Origin of the sequence: Collinsella sp. AM16-21 (genome assembly GCF_003471905.1) — a bacterium.
Taxonomy (GTDB): Bacteria; Actinomycetota; Coriobacteriia; order Coriobacteriales; family Coriobacteriaceae; genus Collinsella.
On record NZ_QRKJ01000006.1, the window covers coordinates 77,148 to 94,301 of the forward strand.

Consider the following 17,154-nt stretch of genomic DNA (forward strand, 5'->3'; position numbering starts at 1 on the left):
AAACAGCTCGGAAAACCTCGCTTCGTAGCATGAGCCTAACGATTGATACCGCCTATACGCACGGAAGGGTTGTGGGGATAATGGTCAACTATGGGTTTGGTATGCCGACGCGCTTGGTTGCGGATGGGGATGTGGCTCGCTGGTGCGGACGATTGGTCGCTCACTACGGTGGCACCAAGGCGCTGGTTGTGCTGGGCGGTGACAAGCATACGCGCGATGAGCTTGTCTCGGCGGCACTTGGCTCGCTTGATCGAGCCCTACTCGAGCGTGTGCTTTTCCGCTGCGGCTCGTTTGAGGGCGACGGGGGAGACGAGCTGATCGACGAAGCCGTGGCCCTGGCGACCGACGAAGGCGTAAACTTTGTCCTGGCGATTGGCGATGCCGATACTGCTGGCTTTGCGCGCGAGCTCGCGCGTCGCATGGCGGCGCTCGATGCCGACGAAGACGGCTTTGTGCCTTATGGATGCATTGTCTCGGAGGGCAAGGTGCCTGCTGTCGTGGGCACCGGCGAGGTCCCCGTTTTTGCCATTATCGCGCCCGAACTGCTGGAGGACATCGGGTCTCCTCTGCGTGAGTTGCTCGGTAGCGTCTGCGCTGCGGCCTAATATTTGCCATAAAGGGACGGGTTATTTTTGGTTGGTAAAGCGTTTGACCTGCCAAAATAAACCTGTCCCTTTTTGTTCGGTTGCCGTTTGGGGGCCGATTGGCAACGCTCGCTGATTGTAGTCTTGACCTGCGCTAGAATAGTGGCATCTGAATGTCCGGGCGCATGGAGGCGTGCGCCCGTATGCTGAGGAGGACTCTATGGCAACTGTTGCCGCACCTATCGATGCTACGTCGACTGCCGCTTGGAAGGCACTCGAGGCTCATCAGGAGAAGCTTGAGGCCGAGGGCATCGACCTCAAGGCCTGGTTCGCCGCTGACGCCGACCGCGTGAATAAGTTGAGCTTTGACGCCGGCGACCTTCACTTCGATCTGTCCAAGAACCTGGTGACCGATGAGACCGTCAAGCTGCTGTGCGATCTTGCCCGCGAGGTGAAGCTCGAGGAGCGCCGCGACGCCATGTTCTCCGGCGAGCACATCAACACCACCGAGGACCGCGCCGTCCTGCACACCGCGCTTCGCCGCCCGGCAAGCGAGAAGGGGCAGCTCATCGTTGACGGCCAGGATGTCGTCGCCGACGTGCACGAGGTCCTCGATCGCATGTATGCCTTCGCCGAGCGCGTGCGCTCCGGTGAGTGGAAGGGCGTTACCGGCAAGAAGATTGAGCACCTGGTGTCCATCGGCATCGGCGGCTCCGATCTGGGCCCGGTCATGGCTTACGAGGCTCTGCGCCCCTATGCCGACGCCGGTATCGACTGCCGCTACATCTCTAACATCGATCCCAATGACCAGGCAGAGAAGCTCAAGGGCCTGGATCCCGAGACCACGCTCGTGATCATCGTCTCCAAGACCTTCACCACGCTCGAGACCCTCACCAACGCTCGCGAGGTCAAGACCTGGATGCTCGAGCAGCTCAAGGCTCAGGGCGCCATCGATGGCTCCGATGAGCAGAACGCCGAGGCCGTGGCAAAGCACTTCGTCGCCGTTTCCACCGCACTCGAGAAGGTCGAGGCCTTCGGCATCGACCCCGCTAACGCCTTCGGTTTCTGGAATTGGGTCGGCGGCCGCTACTCCGTCGACTCCGCCGTGGGCCTGTCGCTGATCGTCGTGCTCGGCCCCGAGCGCTTCCAGCAGTTCCTCGAGGGCTTCCACGCCATCGACGAGTACTTCTGCAACACGCCGCTCGAGAACAACGTCGTTGCGCTGATGGGCCTGCTCAACGTCTGGTACGTCAACTTCTTCGGTTCCAAGAGCCACGCCGTGCTGCCGTACTGCCAGTACCTGCATCGTTTCCCGGCCTACCTGCAGCAGCTCACCATGGAGTCCAACGGCAAGCATGTCCGCTGGGACGGCAGCGCCGTGACCTCCGACACCGGTGAGATCTTCTGGGGCGAGCCCGGCACCAACGGCCAGCACGCCTTCTACCAGCTGCTGCACCAGGGCACCGTGGTGGTCCCGGCCGATTTCATCGCCTTCGCCAATACCGCCAACCCTGCGACCGATAGCGGTCAGGACGTGCACGAGCTGTTCCTGGGCAACTTCCTGGCCCAGACCAAGGCACTCGCCTTTGGCAAGACAGCCGACGAGGTTCGTGCCGAGGGCACGCCCGAGCAGATCGTCCCGGCTCGTTGCTTTGAGGGTAACCGCCCGACGACCTCGATCTTCGGCGACACGCTGACCCCGTTCGCACTCGGCGAGCTCATCGCCCTGTACGAGCACATCACGTTTGTCGAGGGCACGGTCTGGGGCATCGACTCTTACGACCAGTGGGGCGTTGAGTTGGGCAAGCAGCTTGCCAAGCAGATCACCCCTGCCTTTCACGACGATGCCGCCAAGGCCGAGCAGGACGCTTCGACCCAGGCGCTTATCGAGTTCTACCGCGCTCACCGCAAGTAGGATTCGCTGCGAAAACTAACGCATAGCCGACAAGGGCCCGTATCCGTTGGGATGCGGGCCCTTTGCTATTTGGATAGGATGGAATGTATCGGGAGGCGCCTCGACGGGCATCGCAATCGTCGAAGGCGCGCCGGCCATGTTCGGGACAATATGACATTTTTCCCGTTGCAAACAGCGCCGCCGTGGGTGTTCTGTATGATGGCTCAGACAAGGTTGCTCAATGACAGGGAGGCGCATATGGCAATTAAGGCCATCGCAATGGATATCGACGGTACGCTCACCAACGACCAGAAGGTGATCAGCCCGCGTACGCGCGAGAAGCTGCTCGCGGCGCAGGAATCGGGTATTAAGCTCATCTTGGCTTCGGGTCGTCCCGCCTGGGGTCTTCACGCCTTGGCGCAGGAGCTCGACCTTCAAAACCATGACGGTCTGTTAGTTGCCTTTAATGGCGCGCATGTGGTCGACGCTCAGACCGATGAGGTCCTTTTTGACCAAGCCATGCCGGCTGACGAGCTGCACCGTCTGATTGATCATCTGCGCAATTTTGACGTGATCCCTATGATTTCGCTCGGTCGCGATTTGCACGTCGAGGACTCGTACCATTGCATGGTCACGCTGCCTGACGGCTCGCAGAAAAACATCGTCAAATACGAGCGCGATGCCTGCGACCTTAAGATCCGTGAGGTCGAGAGCTTGCATGAGGTCGTGGATACTTATCCCGTGGACAAGCTGCTGACGGCGGGCGATCCGACCTATCTGCAGGCGCATTACGAGGAGATGTATGCGCCCTTTACCCAGACGCTTTCGGGCATGTTTACGGCCGACTGGTACTTTGAGTACACGGCGCCCGGTATCGACAAGGCCCGTGCGCTCGATGGTGCCCTGCCCAAGCTTGGCATCGACGCCAGTGAGGTCGTATCGTTTGGCGACGGCCAGAACGACAAGTCCATGATTGAGTGGGCCGGCACCGGTGTTGCCATGGGCAACGCCGTCGATGAGGTTAAGGCAGTTGCCCAGATGGTGACCGCCAATAACAACGAAGATGGCATTGCGGTGGCGTTGGATAAGCTGCTGGGTTAGAATCGCCGATAGTGCATGGTTCGGGCGTCCGCTTGCGGGCGCCCTTTTGTTAGGGAGGGTGCCGTGTCCGCATTTCCGTTCGACGCCGTTATCTTTGACATGGATGGCGTCATCGTCGATACCGAGTATTACTACCTGGGGGAGACTGCCGCGTTTGCCAAGGAGCTTGGGTTGAATCTGACTCAAGAGGAGTTGAATGGACAGGTCGGTACCTCGCATCAGTTCTTCCTGCATATGCTGGTCGATTGGTTTGAGCGCGCCGGTAAAGGGCACTTCACTGGCGAGGAAGCGTTGGCCCGTTGGGACGAGTGGGCGCATAAGCGTCCGCGCGACTATCAGGCTTTGATTAACCCGGGCGCTGTGGATACGATTCGAGAGTTGCCGCGCCGCGGCGTTCGCGTGGCGTTGGCGAGTTCGTCTCCCATGGACAGCATCGAGGAAGTACTCGATGCATGTGGTCTGTCGGATGCCTTTGAGTACGTGGTGAGCGGCGAACAGTTTAAGGAGAGCAAGCCCGAGCCCGATATCTACCTGCATGCGCTGGACCTGCTGGGGCTGCCCGCGAATCGCTGCTGCTGCGTTGAGGATTCCGTTCCGGGCATTACCGCGGGTAAGCGAGCCGGCCTGACGGTCATTGCCAAGCGCGAGGAGCGCTTTGGCTTTAGCCAGGATGCCGCGGACAAGATTATCGACCAGCTGCCGGAGCTGCTTGAGCTTTCTTAGGGGGTCTTTGGGGCCTTTCTGGGAGCGAGTGGGCAAAAAATGCCAAATATGAGTACTGTCACTATTTTGGTAACAGCAAAATCAAGCCTTTGAGACCCTAGTTGAGTGTCTGGGGATGATTAAAGTCTGCTTGATATGGCTTTGCCCATGTTAAAGCGCCTTGTTAATGAACTGATGTACATTAACAAGGCGCTAATTTGTTGCAAAATAATGTGACTAGCTTTGCAACAGTACTCATATTTGGCATTTTTTGCCCACCGGGGTCAGCGGAAGTCAAAAATGGAGTGCGAATTCCCCAAAGCAATCGATTCGACGCTCTCCACAGCGCAGTTTTTAAGTTCGGCGATGCGCCGGGAGACGCTTTTTAGCGATGCGATGAGCTGCCGTGCGCTTGTATCCGCTTGCGGCTCGGCCGGAGCGTCGGTTTCGAACAGCAGGCGGTCGAGTGGAATCTGTCGGGCATATTCACGACCGCGCTTGGTGGCGAGCATGCGCTCGCTGACGGAAAAATAGCAGCCTGCATCGCGCGCGCGGACGAGTTCGTCCGAGGTGCCGCTAAACCAGTGGAAGATGATGGCGGGGGAGTTGGGGCTTGGGGTGAGTAATCCATATGACTCAAGGGCGTCCAGTACGGTTCCTGCCGAACGAACAGCGTGAATTGATATCACGCGCCCGGCGAGAGGGTACTGCACGAGTGCATCGCAGAGACGGTCAAGTGCCTGTATTTGAAGCGGTTCGCTTCCGGCAAAGCGCGCGGAAAAGTCGAGTCCTACCTCGCCGATATAGCGCTCTTGGTCAGCAACTTCGCAAAGCAGATTGACTTCGGCAGGACCGCAGCGGCCGTCGGCGAGCCACCAGGGATGGAGGCCGGCGCCCGCGATGATGTTCGGGTGGTGACTGGCGCGTGTTTTTGCTGCCGCGAAGTCGCGTGGGTCGACGCCGCAGTCAAATAGACCCAGGCCCAGTGCCGTCGTCTCATCGGCAACGGTATCCGGGCAGGCCATCAAATCAAGATGACAGTGTGCATCAAACAACTGCGGCTCCATCGCGGCATCCCTGCTAGTCCAAGCGCTGGCCGTCGGCGCGCACGTGCTCGGTGCCGCGTCCGCTGATCTCTCGGATAACCTCGCCGGCGATCATCTGGCCCATGATGGGCGGCATAAAGCTCGCGGTTCCCAACTCGGTACGCTCGTGGATGTTGGACGGGTCGCGGGGTTGGGTTTTAACCGATTCCTCACAGCTAAACAGCACGTGCAGGCTCTTGATTCCGCGCTTCTTACATTCTTTGCGCATAATGCGGCTCATGGGGTCGCGCACGGTGTCAAAGATATCGGCAAAACGCAAGCATTCGGGATGCAGCTTGTTGGCCCCGCCCATAGAGCTAACCAAACGAATGTCGTGATCTTGAGCATATTTGGCAATGGTGAGCTTGGCCGAGATGGTGTCGATGGCGTCGACGACGTAGTCGAGCTTGCCGCCCGTCTGCTCAAAAACGCTCGTAAAGAACTCGTCGATATTGTCGCTCAGCAGATATTCAGTTCGCTTGATGACGGTGGTGGCGGGATTGATATCGTGGATCATGGCTTCCATAACATCGACCTTGCGCTTGCCGACGGTGCTGTGAAAGGCGATGGACTGGCGATTGATATTGCTGGGCGCGATGATGTCCTTGTCCAGAATCACAAAATGCCCGATGCCGCCGCGGGCAAGTGCCTCGCAGCAGTTAGAGCCCACGCCTCCGCAGCCGAGTATCAGCACCGTGGTGTTGGCGAGCTTGTCGAGTGCCTCGCGGCCCATGATGATCTCGAGCTTGGTGTCGCGTGTCTCGACGAGTGCAGCAGTTTCGGTCATAGACATCCTCCGATGGGGAAGCGAATCGTGTTTTAGCTATCGCCATTATAGGTATTATCGCGATTCCATTTGAGCCCTAGGGGCTTGTTGAAATGAGGCAGGGATTCGCATAAGATGAAGCAGATGGCACCCGTTGCAGCGGGTTAGCCAACTCCCAAACACGTTTGTAGCGTGAGAAGTGGCCGTCTTCGCATTACGCGGGGGCGGCTATTTCATTCGACCTCCAATGTGGATGCCGAGCTCCACAGCCGCGATTACAAGCAACAACAACGTCAGGACATCGTTAATACTCATAGTCCATCTCCTTCTTGGGAAGAGGGAGCTGGCCCATCTGCTTCTGGACCCATTGTATCTAAAAACGAACGAATGTTCTATACATAACATTGCTATTAGATAATTAGACAAACATCTAAATATCAAGTATAGTGTGCGCGTCATGAGAGATGATGAGAGGAGGTCTTATGCCGGGAGAGGGTTTTAAGGCGCTTGCCGATCCAACGCGACGGCGCATTTTGGAGTTGCTGCGCGAGGGCAATTGCACGGCGGGGGAGCTTGCCGAGCATTTCGATATCAGTAAGCCGTCGCTAAGCCATCACTTGGCGACGCTCAAAAACGCCGGGTTGGTGACCGACGAGCGCCATGGCCAAAACATCGTATACAGCTTAAACACCACCGTCATGCAGGATTTAATTGGCTGGTTTATGGGCTTTACAAACACGGAAGGTGATAAGGATGAATAACGAAAACAAGGGCATTCACCCCACGGGGGTATCGTCGCGCGTGTGGATTGTGCTGGTCGCTCTGTGCGTCGCCAATGTCGTAGCGCACCTCATGGTGATGCCGAGCTTGCCTGCGCAGATTCCCACGCACTGGGGCGCGAACGGCGCCGTCGACGGTTGGGGTCCTAGCTGGATGGCCTCCGCGCTCGGCGTGCTGCCTCTGGCGCTTCTCGCAATGTTCTGCGTGGTGCCGCGCATCGACCCCAAAGGTGAGGCATATCGAACCTCGGGCAAGTTCTATCAGGGCTTCGTAATCGCCTTCACCTTGTTCATGTGCGCCATAAGCTGGCTGGGAGAGCTTACGGTCTGGGGCGTGGTGCCGGCGGTCGGTTCGGTTAACGTGCTGATTTCCGGTGTTGTCGGTTTGCTGTTCATCGGCGTAGGCAACTACTTGCCGCGTGTGAAGCAGAACTATACGCTCGGTATCAAGACACCTTGGGCGCTTGCCGATCCCGAGAACTGGCGCCGTACGCAGCGTTTTGGCGGCGCCTGCTTTATGGTGCTGGGTATTGGCCTGATTGTGATGGGCGTGGCAGGCAGCGTGCTTTCGAGTGAAGTCGTCGCCGCGGTGATTGCGGTTCTGGCGTTTGGTTCGGTTGGAGCCGTCTACGTCTACTCGTATCTGTTGTGGCGCAAATCGCAGCGAGCCGCTCGTTAAGGTTGCGGAAAACTAGCGTACGCAGTTCATAGTATGTTCCGGGGGACTTTTCCCAGGTAGTATTAGGGGGTGTGGGCAACCATGCCCCTTTTTCGTTACGTTTCAGAGCTGGTTCCCTCATTTCGTTTCCACTAAAGCGAATCAAGAATAGGGAAACAGCAGGTAGAAAGGATAGAACAGACATATGGCGGAGTTTATCTACCAGATGTATCAGGCTCGCAAGGCCCATGGCGACAAGGTGATCCTTGACGACGTGACCCTGAGCTTCTACCCCGGTGCCAAGATCGGCGTCGTGGGTCCCAACGGCATGGGCAAGTCGACCCTGCTCAAGATCATGGCCGGCATCGAGGAGGTCTCCAACGGCGATGCCAGGCTCACCCCCGGCTACACCGTGGGCATCCTGCAGCAGGAGCCGCCGCTCGACGATGACAAGACCGTCATCGAGAACGTGCGCATGGCGTTTGGCGATATGATCGCCAAGGTCGATCGCTTCAACAAGATCGGCGAGGAGATGTGCGACCCGGATTGCGACATGGATGCCCTCATGGCCGAGATGGGCAAGCTCCAGGACGAGATCGATGCCGCCGATGGCTGGGATATCGATTCCAAGCTCGGCCAGGCCATGGACGCCCTGCAGCTGCCCGATTCCGACATGCCGGTCAACGTGCTTTCCGGCGGCGAGCGCCGTCGCGTGGCCCTGTGCAAGCTGCTGCTCGAGGCTCCCGACCTGCTGCTGCTCGACGAGCCCACGAACCACCTGGACGCCGAGTCGATCCTGTGGCTCGAGCACTTCCTGCACAACTACCAGGGCGCGGTGCTTGCCGTCACGCACGATCGCTACTTCCTGGATAACGTTGCCGAGTGGATCTGCGAGGTCGACCGCGGTCACCTTTATCCCTACAAGGGCAACTACTCCACGTATCTGGAGACCAAGGCCGCGCGTATCGAGGCACAGGGCAATCGTGACGCCAAGCTCGCCAAGCGCATGGAGGCCGAGCTCGAGTGGGTGCGCAGCTCTCCCAAGGCTCGCCAGGCAAAGAACAAGGCCCGTCTGGCTCGCTACGAGGAGATGGAGGCCGAGGCCCGCGCAAGCCAGAAGCTCGACTGGACCGACATCCGCATCCCTGTGGGCCCGCGTTTGGGCAACAAGGTGCTCGAGGCCCATCATCTGCACAAGGAGTTCGATGGCCGCGTGCTCATCGATGACCTTTCGTTCACCCTGCCGCGCAACGGCATCGTGGGCGTCATCGGCCCCAACGGTGTCGGTAAGACCACGCTGTTCAAGACGATTGTGGGTCTGGAGCCGCTGACTTCGGGCGAGCTTGAGGTGGGCGAGACCGTCAAGATCTCCTATGTCGACCAGAACCGTTCCGGCATCGACCCCGATAAGAACCTATGGGAGGTCGTCTCGGACGGCCTGGACCACATGATGGTCGGCGAGACCGAGGTTCCGAGCCGCGCTTATGTGGCGAGCTTTGGCTTTAAGGGCCAGGACCAGCAGAAGCGCGCTGGCGTACTTTCCGGTGGCGAGCGCAACCGTCTGAACCTGGCGCTCACGCTCAAGCAGGGCGGCAACCTGCTGCTCCTCGACGAGCCTACGAACGACCTCGACGTCGAGACGCTGTCCTCGCTCGAAGCGGCGCTGCTCGAGTTCCCGGGCTGCTCGGTGGTCATTAGCCATGACCGTATGTTCCTGGACCGCGTCGCCACGCACATTCTGGCGTGGGAAGGCACCGACGAGAACCCGGGCAACTGGTATTGGTTCGAGGGCAACTTCGAGGCCTATCAGGCCAACCGCATCGAGCGCCTGGGCGAGGACGCGGCCCAGCCGCATCGTATCCACCGTAAGCTGACGCGCGACTAGATCGTTACGCGGTTTTCCAAACCGCGTAACTGCTCGACGCTGCGCGGGTCGCAAGCACCCCATCTTGCCGTTCAAGCCGTCGCTCGCGTACCGAAGTACGCGTCGCTCCTCTTTCACGGCAACCTGGGGCACTTGCGGCCCGCTCGCTGTTGGTTACGCAACATCAACAAATAAAAACGGCTCAAATCCTGATTTGGATTTGAGCCGTTTGTCGTTACTGCTCGGGTTCTTCGACTTTATCGATGGCCCAGGTGGATCCGAGGCCACCGGTGGTGTTGCGGCGGACGCGCACGGTAACTTCGTGGCGCTCGCCGGCCTGCGTGTAGCGCAGGGGGAAGCTTGCGCGGTTTCGCGCGGCCTCGATGGTACCGCGCTCGCGGGCGATCCAGTAGTACTCGCCGACGATGCCGAGGGTGTCGGCGCCGTAGGGGAGATAGGTCGACAGCTGGTGTAGCAACGGACCGGGGCAGAAGACCTCGGTTGCGAAATCGACGGGGAAGTCCTCGGGGATGGCGGGCGCTACGGGTGCGAGGGCCGGTACCATCGTCGGTGCGAAGGCCTGCTCATTGACGGGCGTCACCTCGATGACGGGCGCGGGTTCGGCGCCGAGTACTGATTCGGTGTCCGCTTTCGGCATCGCCGCGGAATCTGCGGGCTCGACGATGGCAGGTGCGTCTGCGGTCGCGGTGTCGAACTCGACTTGCGGAGCGCTCTGATTCTCGATGCTCGGCTTTGTCTCGACCGGCGTGGATGCCATGGTGGTGATGCCGGCGTTTGCGTTCTCGGGGTCATAGACGACCGTGAGCGAGATGGCGGGCTGCGGTGCCTCGGGCTCCGGCGTCGACTCGGTAGCGTCTTGATCTGCGGGCTCGTCGGACTGATCGTCCTCGGCCTTGTCACCAAAGACATCGCTGTTTTGGAATGCAGACGTCTCGGGCTGGTCAGCGGCTTCTTCGGTTGTCGACTTGGGAGCTTCGTTGAGCTCCGCAGTGGTTTCCTGCTCAGATATGACTTCGGGATCGGTCGTGGCGGTGATTTCGGTTTCTGCTGTTACCTCAATAGCGACTTCGATCTCTGCCTCGGGCTCGGGCTCCGGCACGGCTTCAACCATGGTTTCTGGCTTGGGATGTTTAACGTGCTTGGGACGCACGGCCTTGAGGTCCTTCTCGCCGCGCTTTTTCTTTTTGTAGGACTGCTTGGCTCCCTTGGCTGCCTTGGGCTTGTCCTCGCCCTTGGCAAGGGCGGCATCCCAAGCCTCGTTGGCGATGACGGTGGCATACAGGCGACCGCCCTTAAAGACGGTCAGCTTAATGCAGTCGTCGAGCTCCTCGAGCAGCTCACGCGTGGACTCAAAGCCCAGGTCATAAGCGGTCATGTCGCCGGCGGCGAGCGCCTCCTCGACCTGTGTCATAAACGTTTGCTTGCCGCACCCAATCGCGTCGCGCAGCAGGCGATACAGATAGATGTGGTTGCCCAGCGAAAGCGTGGGCCTAACTATTGTCTTGCTCATGGCAAATCTCCTCTTTACACATGTAAAGCATCTTACCATCGCATAGCGTTCGCCATGGCGGCGCCCAAGGCAAACGGGCGCGAACCGCTTTCGATTCGCGCCCGTTGTACAGGTCGGTTATCTATGAGAGGCAAATGTGCTTAGTTGCCCGATGCCGTGCCTTGGCTCGAGTTGTCAGATGCCGTGCCGGACGCGGTTCCGCTCGAGCTGTTCGAGCTGTTGGTGTTGCTGCTGTCTGCTGTGCCCGTTCCCGAAGCGGTGTCGCTCGTCTGGCCGCCCGTGCTCGGCTGCGAACCGTCAGTCGTTTGGCTTGAGTCGGTCGTGCCGGACGGCGCGCCACTGTTGGCCGTAGAGGAATCGGTGCCCTGCGATTGGCTTTGGGTGTTCGAGGACGAATCGGCTGAGGTAGAACTGTCTTGCGTGCCGTCCGCCTGTGCCTGCTGATCTTGCGACTGGGTGTTGCCATTTGCATCGCTCTCGGTCGTGCGCGACGAAAGGATTGGCTCGGGGCGCTCGCCCAGACCCTCACCGGCGGTGGTAATAAGGATGGCGCCGGTACAGGCGATGACCGCGACGATGGCGATGGCGATCGAGAAGACGATGACCTTCTTTTGCGTCTGGCTGCGCTCTGCCGCCGCCTTGGCGCGCAGACTGTTAGGGGCGACGCGCGCCGTGGTCGCGCGTCCCGCAACCTGGCGCATTTCCTGCGTGGTCGCGGCGCCACCTAGGTGCTCCTCGACATCGGGTTCAACGGGCTCGTAGGCGCCGGCAGGGTAGTCGACAGCGGCATGCGTGCCCTTGATTGCTTCGGCGCTGGCAGAGATAAAGTGGCGGTAGACCTGCGAGGACACAACGGTGATGACCGAGCTCACGGCGGCGCCAATTACTGAACCAGCGATACCAATCTTGGAGGCAAGCGCGACGCTCGTGGCGGCAGCTGCGGCGCCGGCGATGATCTGGGGAATGGAAATGTCGTCAAACAGGCCCTTTTTGGGTGCGATGGCCATGGTCTGTCCGATGGAATGGTTCTCGTGCACGCCGTTGTTGAGCGATGCCGGCGTCATGACGCGCGTGCGCGGCGCGTCGGTATATTCAGTCGTCATACGGGGTCCTTCCGGTTCGTTTAGTGCTGCGACAGGTTGTTCAGCCCTCAGGGTACCCAGTCGGTGTGAACCGGAGATGGATTCGCCCGCAACACCATCAACTCACCAAAGCGCGAAATTTCTTCTCAGGCTGATCGAATGAAGACGGGGCGAATCGTTCGGATGTCGAAAGGAAGGTTGACCGGATTTGAAATCCCGTGGAATAATCGGGCTCGCGGCGCTGTTGCTTGCGCCGGGTAGGGAGCGTCATGAAAATCCTTAAGCGGATCAACAACAATACGGTTATCTGCGTAAACGCCAAGGGCCGTGAACTCGTGGCAATTGGCCGCGGTATCGGGTTTCCCAATGGCCCCGATGAGGTCACACTCGATAAGATCGAGCGAACCTTCTACGGTGTCGACTCGCGCTACCTAGCGCTGCTCGACGAGATCGATCCTCAGGTGATGGAGTTCTCCGCCCAGATTGCCGATATCGCTCGCTCCAACATCTCGCGCGAGCTCTCGGCAAACCTTCCCTTTACCATGGCTGACCATATCGCCTTTGCCATCAAACGCTGCCGCGAGCATATGTTTGTGCAGATGCCGCTCTCCTATGATGTGCAGCAGATGTACCCCATTGAGTACAAGATCGCCAAGTTCGCGATCGAGGGCATCAATCGCGGCTTCAACGTCAAGATGCCGCGGGGGGAGGCGAGCGGTATCGCGCTCTGTATCGTCAACAGCGTGGTCGCCTCGTCTTCAAAGGCCAAATCCAATACGGTGCGTAAGGACGAGGTGATGCTCGAGAGCTTCACCAAGATTATCGAATCCGAGCTGGGGGTTTGCGTGGACCGCGACGGCTTTGACTTTTGCCGTTATGCCACGCACGTGCGCTACCTGTTAGAACGCGTGCAGACAGGAGAGCCCCTCAACACGGAGAACGGCGCGCTTTACGGACCGCTCTGCGAGCAGCATCCCGACGTGGCCGTGTGCGTCGACCGCATGGCCGCGCTTATCGAAGAGCGCTTTGACGCCGGGCTCGCCGATGAAGAGAAGGTCTACCTGATGCTCCACGTCAATCGCGTCTGCGCGGGATCTAGGTCCTAATCGACCGCTCGCCGCTGAAGTTTGACCGTTGGCCGGTTTCGACTTTCGTAAAAGCAACTGTTGGATGTAGTTTCATAGTCACATAAGGTGTTATTCGAGAAGAGCCTCGAAGCATGACGTAGACAGTTCCCTGTCCGCTTTGTGCTTTGGGGCTCTTCTGTTTTTGTCTTCTTCTTGCTTTTCTCGATTTGCCTCGTGTCAGGCCTGCCGTAATCGGTTCTTCGCGTGTGCGCAAACGGGAAGACAGAAAAGCAAGGGAGTTCAGCTATGACTGACAATAAGAAAATCGCCGCGGACGTGCTCGAGGCCGTCGGTGGCAAGGAGAACGTGACGTTTGTTGCGCACTGTATGACGCGCCTGCGTTTTAACCTCAAAGATATCGATGCCCCCGATATCAAAGAAGTGAAGAAGATTGGCGGTGTGTTGGGTGCTCAAATCTCCGGAGGGCAGTTCCAGGTAATCGTGGGCCAAAACGTGCCCAAGGTTTATGACGAGCTCTGCAAGATCGGCGGCTTTGCCAAGCAGGACGCCATCGACGAGAACCTTGATGCTCCTAAGCAGAAGCTCACACCTAAGGTTATTGGCAATAACATCCTCAACTACCTGTCAAGCTCCATGGTGCCTATGATCCCCGTCCTAATGTGTGCTGGCCTGTTCAAGACCGTAGCGGTGGTGCTGGGACCTACGATGGCGGGCGTGCTGTCCGACACAAGCGACCTTTATGTTCTGATGAACATGGTTTATGACGCAGCGTTCTATTTTATCCCCATCTACCTTGGCTATAATGCGGCTAAGAACATTGGCGTAACGCCTGTCCTCGGTGCCTTTATGGGCGGCATTCTTATCGACCCGACCATGATTCAGCTTGCGACCGATGGAGCTCAGTTCTCCGTTTATGGCATTCCCTGCGTCGCCGCAAACTACACAAAGACGGTCCTTCCCATTCTTCTGTCCGTGTGGGCGATGAGTTATATCGAGCGCTTCTTCCGCAAATATGTGCCAGATACCCTTTCAACGGTTTTCGCGCCTTTCCTTACCATGGTCGTCGCTGTTCCTGTGTCTCTCTGCGCTCTCGCCCCTGTTGGTTCATGGGCCGGTAATGCCCTCGCCGCCGGTTTTGAGTTCCTTGGTACTTCCGGTGGTATCGCCGCCATTCTCGGAGGAGGTATTCTGGCGGGTCTTTGGTGCCCAATGATTATTACCGGCATGCATGTGGCGGTTGCGATGATTGCCATCGCTAACTATATGACTGTGGGAACCGACAGCTTTGTTTTGGTTGCGACGGGCGTTAGCCTTTGGGCGACCTTCGGCTGCGAGGTGGCGACCTGGCTCAAGCTGTGCGATAAAGACGAGAAGAGCATGGCATTCGGCTATTTGGTCGCAAACATTGTCGGAGGCGTCGGCGAGCCTTTCATCTACGGCATGATGCTGCGCTATCGCCGCGTGTTTGTCTGGAAGATTATCGGATCCTTTGTTGCCGGTGCGCTTGCAATCGCTCTCGGAGCCACGGTTTATACTGCCGGCGCGGCATCTAACTTCTTGGAGTTCCTCGCGTTTGCGGGCGGCGGGACCCAGAATCTCATCAACTTTGGAATCGCTGCTGGTGCAGGCTTCCTTGTGAGCGCCTTGGGCACGTATTTCCTGGGCTTTACGGCGGATGAGCTCGAGAATGGTCCCGTTTCCGAGCGTTAAGTTTTCTACGGCCTGCGTGTGGCAGGACGCATTGGAAGGGCGTCCATGACGCCCTTCTCTTTTTGTATTTCTATTTCCGATGTTTGGGCGGCGTGTGCCGCGAAGAGTTGGAGTTGGAATGAACATAGAGTTTGGAATCTCGAAGATTGACGTAACACCCCAGTCTCCTTGCCGCATGGGCGGCTACAACAGAAAAGGTGCCTGGACGGATGTTCTTGATCCTATTGAGGTCAACGCTAGCGCTGTCTGTGTTGATCTTGTCCCGTTTATTCTTATCGAGCTCGATTCAATGATGGTGTCGAAAGATTTTTCCCTTTCGGTCAAGAACGCCGTATCGTCAAAAACGGGCATCGATTCGAGCAATATCGTCGTCGCATGCATTCATACCCATTCTGCACCATGCTATTTTAAGCTTGCCTACGAGGACACGTTACCTGAAACCGAATTGACGAGTGATTTGATTGGCTTGGCTACCGAGGCGGCGGTATCTGCATGGGCGTCCAGGTCGAAGGCGACCGTATCGATGGAGATGTTAGGCATCGAGGGACTGTACGGGAATCGAAATGTTCAGGGCGGTCCGGCCGATAAACAGGTAAGTATTTTCTCGTTTGAGGACGCTCAAGGTGGTCGCCCAATTGGAAAAATGCTGTTCATGTCCGCTCATCCTACCATCCTTAATGGGAAAAGCGCCGTCCTCTCTGCTGATTTGATTGGGCATGTCAGGCAGCGTTTGGAGAGGAAATATGGCTGTCCTGTACTTTGCGTCAACGGAACGTGCGGGGATGTGTCGACGCGTTTCTATCGGCAAGGGGAGGGAGTTGCCGAACTCGAGCGTACGGCTAACGAACTTTGCGCTCAAATCGAATCCAAGCGTGAGCGCGCGGCACTCAGAGTTGATACTCCGCGTTGGGGCTCTATCAGCATGAAGAGTGTCTACGATGCAAAAACAGATCCGGATTGGATCGAGATGACCAATCGGATAGAGGCTATGGATGCGAGCCCGATGCGAGACTTTCTCCTTAAGCGGCAACAGCTTAAGCTCTCGATGGGGAAAATCGAGCTTGAGCTTCCGAGCCAGTTTGCGGTAATTGGTAACTGCATTTTTATCACGATGCCATGCGATACGTGTAGCACATTAGGCTTGGATTTTAAGAGGGCGTTTAGCCAATACAACGTCTTTGTTATCGGCTATGCGAACACGTACTGCAACTACCTTGTGCCTCAGGAAGACTACGGCAAGTATTTTGAAACCTACAACTCGCGAACGCCGCGCGGGGTTGCCGATGCGTTCGTTGCGCGAATCATTCAGGCGGTCGGTGCCGCGCTATAGCAGGCGCTATAGACCATCGTGGTAGATGAACCGGTCAGGATTATACGGAGCATGTATTGTGTCAATCATTGAACCTCTCATCCAACAAGTCCTTATCATGTTTTTGCTCATGGGAATGGGCTACGCTCTAAACCGCTTGGGCATATTGAGCGAGCAGGCTGCAATAGAATTCGGAAAGTTGCTCATCAACCTTGTGATTCCCGCAATCATTCTCAAATCATTTTGGATCGAGTATTCGTTTCAGAGGATGTATGAGTTGGGAATGACCTTAATGCTGTCGGCGGCGATGTTGTTGCTCGCTTGCGTTGTTGCCCGCCTGTTGTTCAGGGGCCGTCCCATCGACATTTTTGCTGCGGCATTCTCGAATGCTGGATTTGTGGGAATACCCCTTGTTGAAGCGGCGCTTGGAAAAGATGCCGTGTTTTTCATCACGTGCACGATCGCTCTTCTCAATGCCATGCAATGGACATACGGGCAGTATCTGCTGTCGGGGTCTAAAAAATGTATGAGTCCTAAAGCGATCCTGACAAGTCCAATGGTCATGGCTTTATTGGGCGGTTTCTTGATTTTTATCCTTCGTGTCCCAACGGTCCCTCTGGCACAGTCAGTGCTTTCGTATATCTCGGGGCTCAACACTCCGCTAGCAATGATGACTCTCGGTATCTATCTTGCTCAGTCTGATTTGATGGCGCTCCTGAGGGCGAAAAGCTTGTTTGCCGTCTCATCGGTCAGGCTGCTTGTTATTCCGATTCTTTCGCTCCTGTTCCTATGTCTCTTTCCATGTGATAGGTCAATTAAGATGGCGCTGCTGATTGCGGCTGCGACCCCCACCGGCGCGAATGTAGCCATCTTTGCCCAGCAGCATAATAAGGACTATCGATATGCATGTGGAACAGTCTGTGTTACCACCCTTCTGTCTATGTTCACTATGCCAGCGATAGTGTCCTTGTCTCAGCTAGTGTTCTAGGCGCTATGCCATG

15 protein-coding genes are annotated in these 17,154 nt (G+C 57.6%); 11 read left to right on the plus strand and 4 right to left on the minus strand.

What is annotated here, in order from left to right:
* Positions 1–80 precede the first annotated feature (80 nt).
* The 4 genes from DW180_RS04720 (at position 81) to DW180_RS04735 (ending at position 4,302) form a co-directional block, all read left to right on the plus strand.
* Complete coding sequence (locus DW180_RS04720; protein WP_158561608.1) at positions 81–605, plus strand: iron-containing alcohol dehydrogenase; 525 nt, start codon at positions 81–83, stop codon at positions 603–605.
* A 199-nt stretch (positions 606–804) separates the two neighbouring features.
* Complete coding sequence (gene pgi, locus DW180_RS04725; RefSeq protein ID WP_118237667.1) at positions 805–2,499, plus strand: glucose-6-phosphate isomerase; 1,695 nt, start codon at positions 805–807, stop codon at positions 2,497–2,499.
* 237 nt (positions 2,500–2,736) lie between these two features.
* The gene (locus DW180_RS04730; protein ID WP_199569879.1) at positions 2,737–3,579 is read left to right on the plus strand and encodes a Cof-type HAD-IIB family hydrolase; all 843 of its coding nucleotides are present in this window, start codon (positions 2,737–2,739) and stop codon (positions 3,577–3,579) included.
* Between the two features lie 63 nt (positions 3,580–3,642).
* A complete protein-coding gene (locus DW180_RS04735; RefSeq protein WP_369831518.1) occupies positions 3,643–4,302 on the plus strand; it encodes an HAD family hydrolase in 660 nt (219 codons plus the stop codon).
* 263 nt (positions 4,303–4,565) lie between these two features.
* Here DW180_RS04735 and DW180_RS04740 read toward each other — a convergent pair whose 3' ends face one another.
* Together DW180_RS04740 and DW180_RS04745 are read right to left on the minus strand one after the other, a co-directional pair.
* Positions 4,566–5,348: a TatD family hydrolase gene (locus DW180_RS04740; protein WP_118237673.1), complete on the minus strand. Its 783-nt coding sequence runs from the start codon at positions 5,346–5,348 to the stop codon at positions 4,566–4,568.
* 13 nt (positions 5,349–5,361) lie between these two features.
* Positions 5,362–6,153, minus strand: a complete 792-nt coding sequence (locus tag DW180_RS04745; protein WP_369831519.1) for a ThiF family adenylyltransferase — start codon at positions 6,151–6,153, stop codon at positions 5,362–5,364.
* Positions 6,154–6,614: 461 nt separating this feature from the next.
* Between DW180_RS04745 and DW180_RS04750 the strand changes: the two genes are divergently transcribed.
* The 3 genes from DW180_RS04750 (at position 6,615) to ettA (ending at position 9,454) form a co-directional block, all read left to right on the plus strand.
* Positions 6,615–6,893 carry an autorepressor SdpR family transcription factor gene (locus DW180_RS04750; RefSeq protein ID WP_022094448.1) on the plus strand — a complete coding sequence of 93 codons (279 nt, stop codon included), beginning with the start codon at positions 6,615–6,617 and terminating at the stop codon, positions 6,891–6,893.
* A complete protein-coding gene (locus tag DW180_RS04755) occupies positions 6,886–7,590 on the plus strand; it encodes an SdpI family protein (RefSeq protein WP_117803847.1) in 705 nt (234 codons plus the stop codon). Before DW180_RS04750 ends, DW180_RS04755 begins: the two co-directional genes overlap by 8 nt.
* Positions 7,591–7,774: 184 nt before the next feature.
* Entirely contained in the window at positions 7,775–9,454 is a 1,680-nt protein-coding gene (ettA, locus tag DW180_RS04760) for an energy-dependent translational throttle protein EttA (RefSeq protein ID WP_055251458.1), read from the plus strand.
* A gap of 214 nt (positions 9,455–9,668) precedes the next feature.
* Here the strand turns inward: ettA and DW180_RS04765 are convergent, their stop codons facing one another.
* The gene (locus tag DW180_RS04765) at positions 9,669–10,964 is read right to left on the minus strand and encodes a hypothetical protein (protein ID WP_118237677.1); all 1,296 of its coding nucleotides are present in this window, start codon (positions 10,962–10,964) and stop codon (positions 9,669–9,671) included.
* 140 nt (positions 10,965–11,104) lie between these two features.
* The gene (locus DW180_RS04770) at positions 11,105–12,067 is read right to left on the minus strand and encodes a hypothetical protein (RefSeq protein WP_118237679.1); all 963 of its coding nucleotides are present in this window, start codon (positions 12,065–12,067) and stop codon (positions 11,105–11,107) included.
* 248 nt (positions 12,068–12,315) lie between these two features.
* Here DW180_RS04770 and DW180_RS04775 point away from each other — a divergent pair, with 248 nt between their 5' ends.
* The 4 genes from DW180_RS04775 to DW180_RS04790 all read left to right on the plus strand — a co-directional run bounded on the left by DW180_RS04775 (position 12,316) and on the right by DW180_RS04790 (position 17,141).
* On the plus strand, positions 12,316–13,152 hold the full coding sequence (locus DW180_RS04775; RefSeq protein ID WP_117655301.1) for a PRD domain-containing protein: 837 nt from the start codon (positions 12,316–12,318) through the stop codon (positions 13,150–13,152).
* 267 nt (positions 13,153–13,419) lie between these two features.
* The gene (locus DW180_RS04780) at positions 13,420–14,844 is read left to right on the plus strand and encodes a PTS transporter subunit EIIC (protein ID WP_117635424.1); all 1,425 of its coding nucleotides are present in this window, start codon (positions 13,420–13,422) and stop codon (positions 14,842–14,844) included.
* A gap of 118 nt (positions 14,845–14,962) precedes the next feature.
* Positions 14,963–16,174 (plus strand): hypothetical protein, encoded by a 1,212-nt coding sequence (locus DW180_RS04785; RefSeq protein ID WP_118237681.1) that lies wholly within the window; start codon positions 14,963–14,965, stop codon positions 16,172–16,174.
* A 25-nt stretch (positions 16,175–16,199) separates the two neighbouring features.
* Entirely contained in the window at positions 16,200–17,141 is a 942-nt protein-coding gene (locus tag DW180_RS04790; RefSeq protein ID WP_118237683.1) for an AEC family transporter, read from the plus strand.
* Positions 17,142–17,154: the final 13 nt, after the last annotated feature.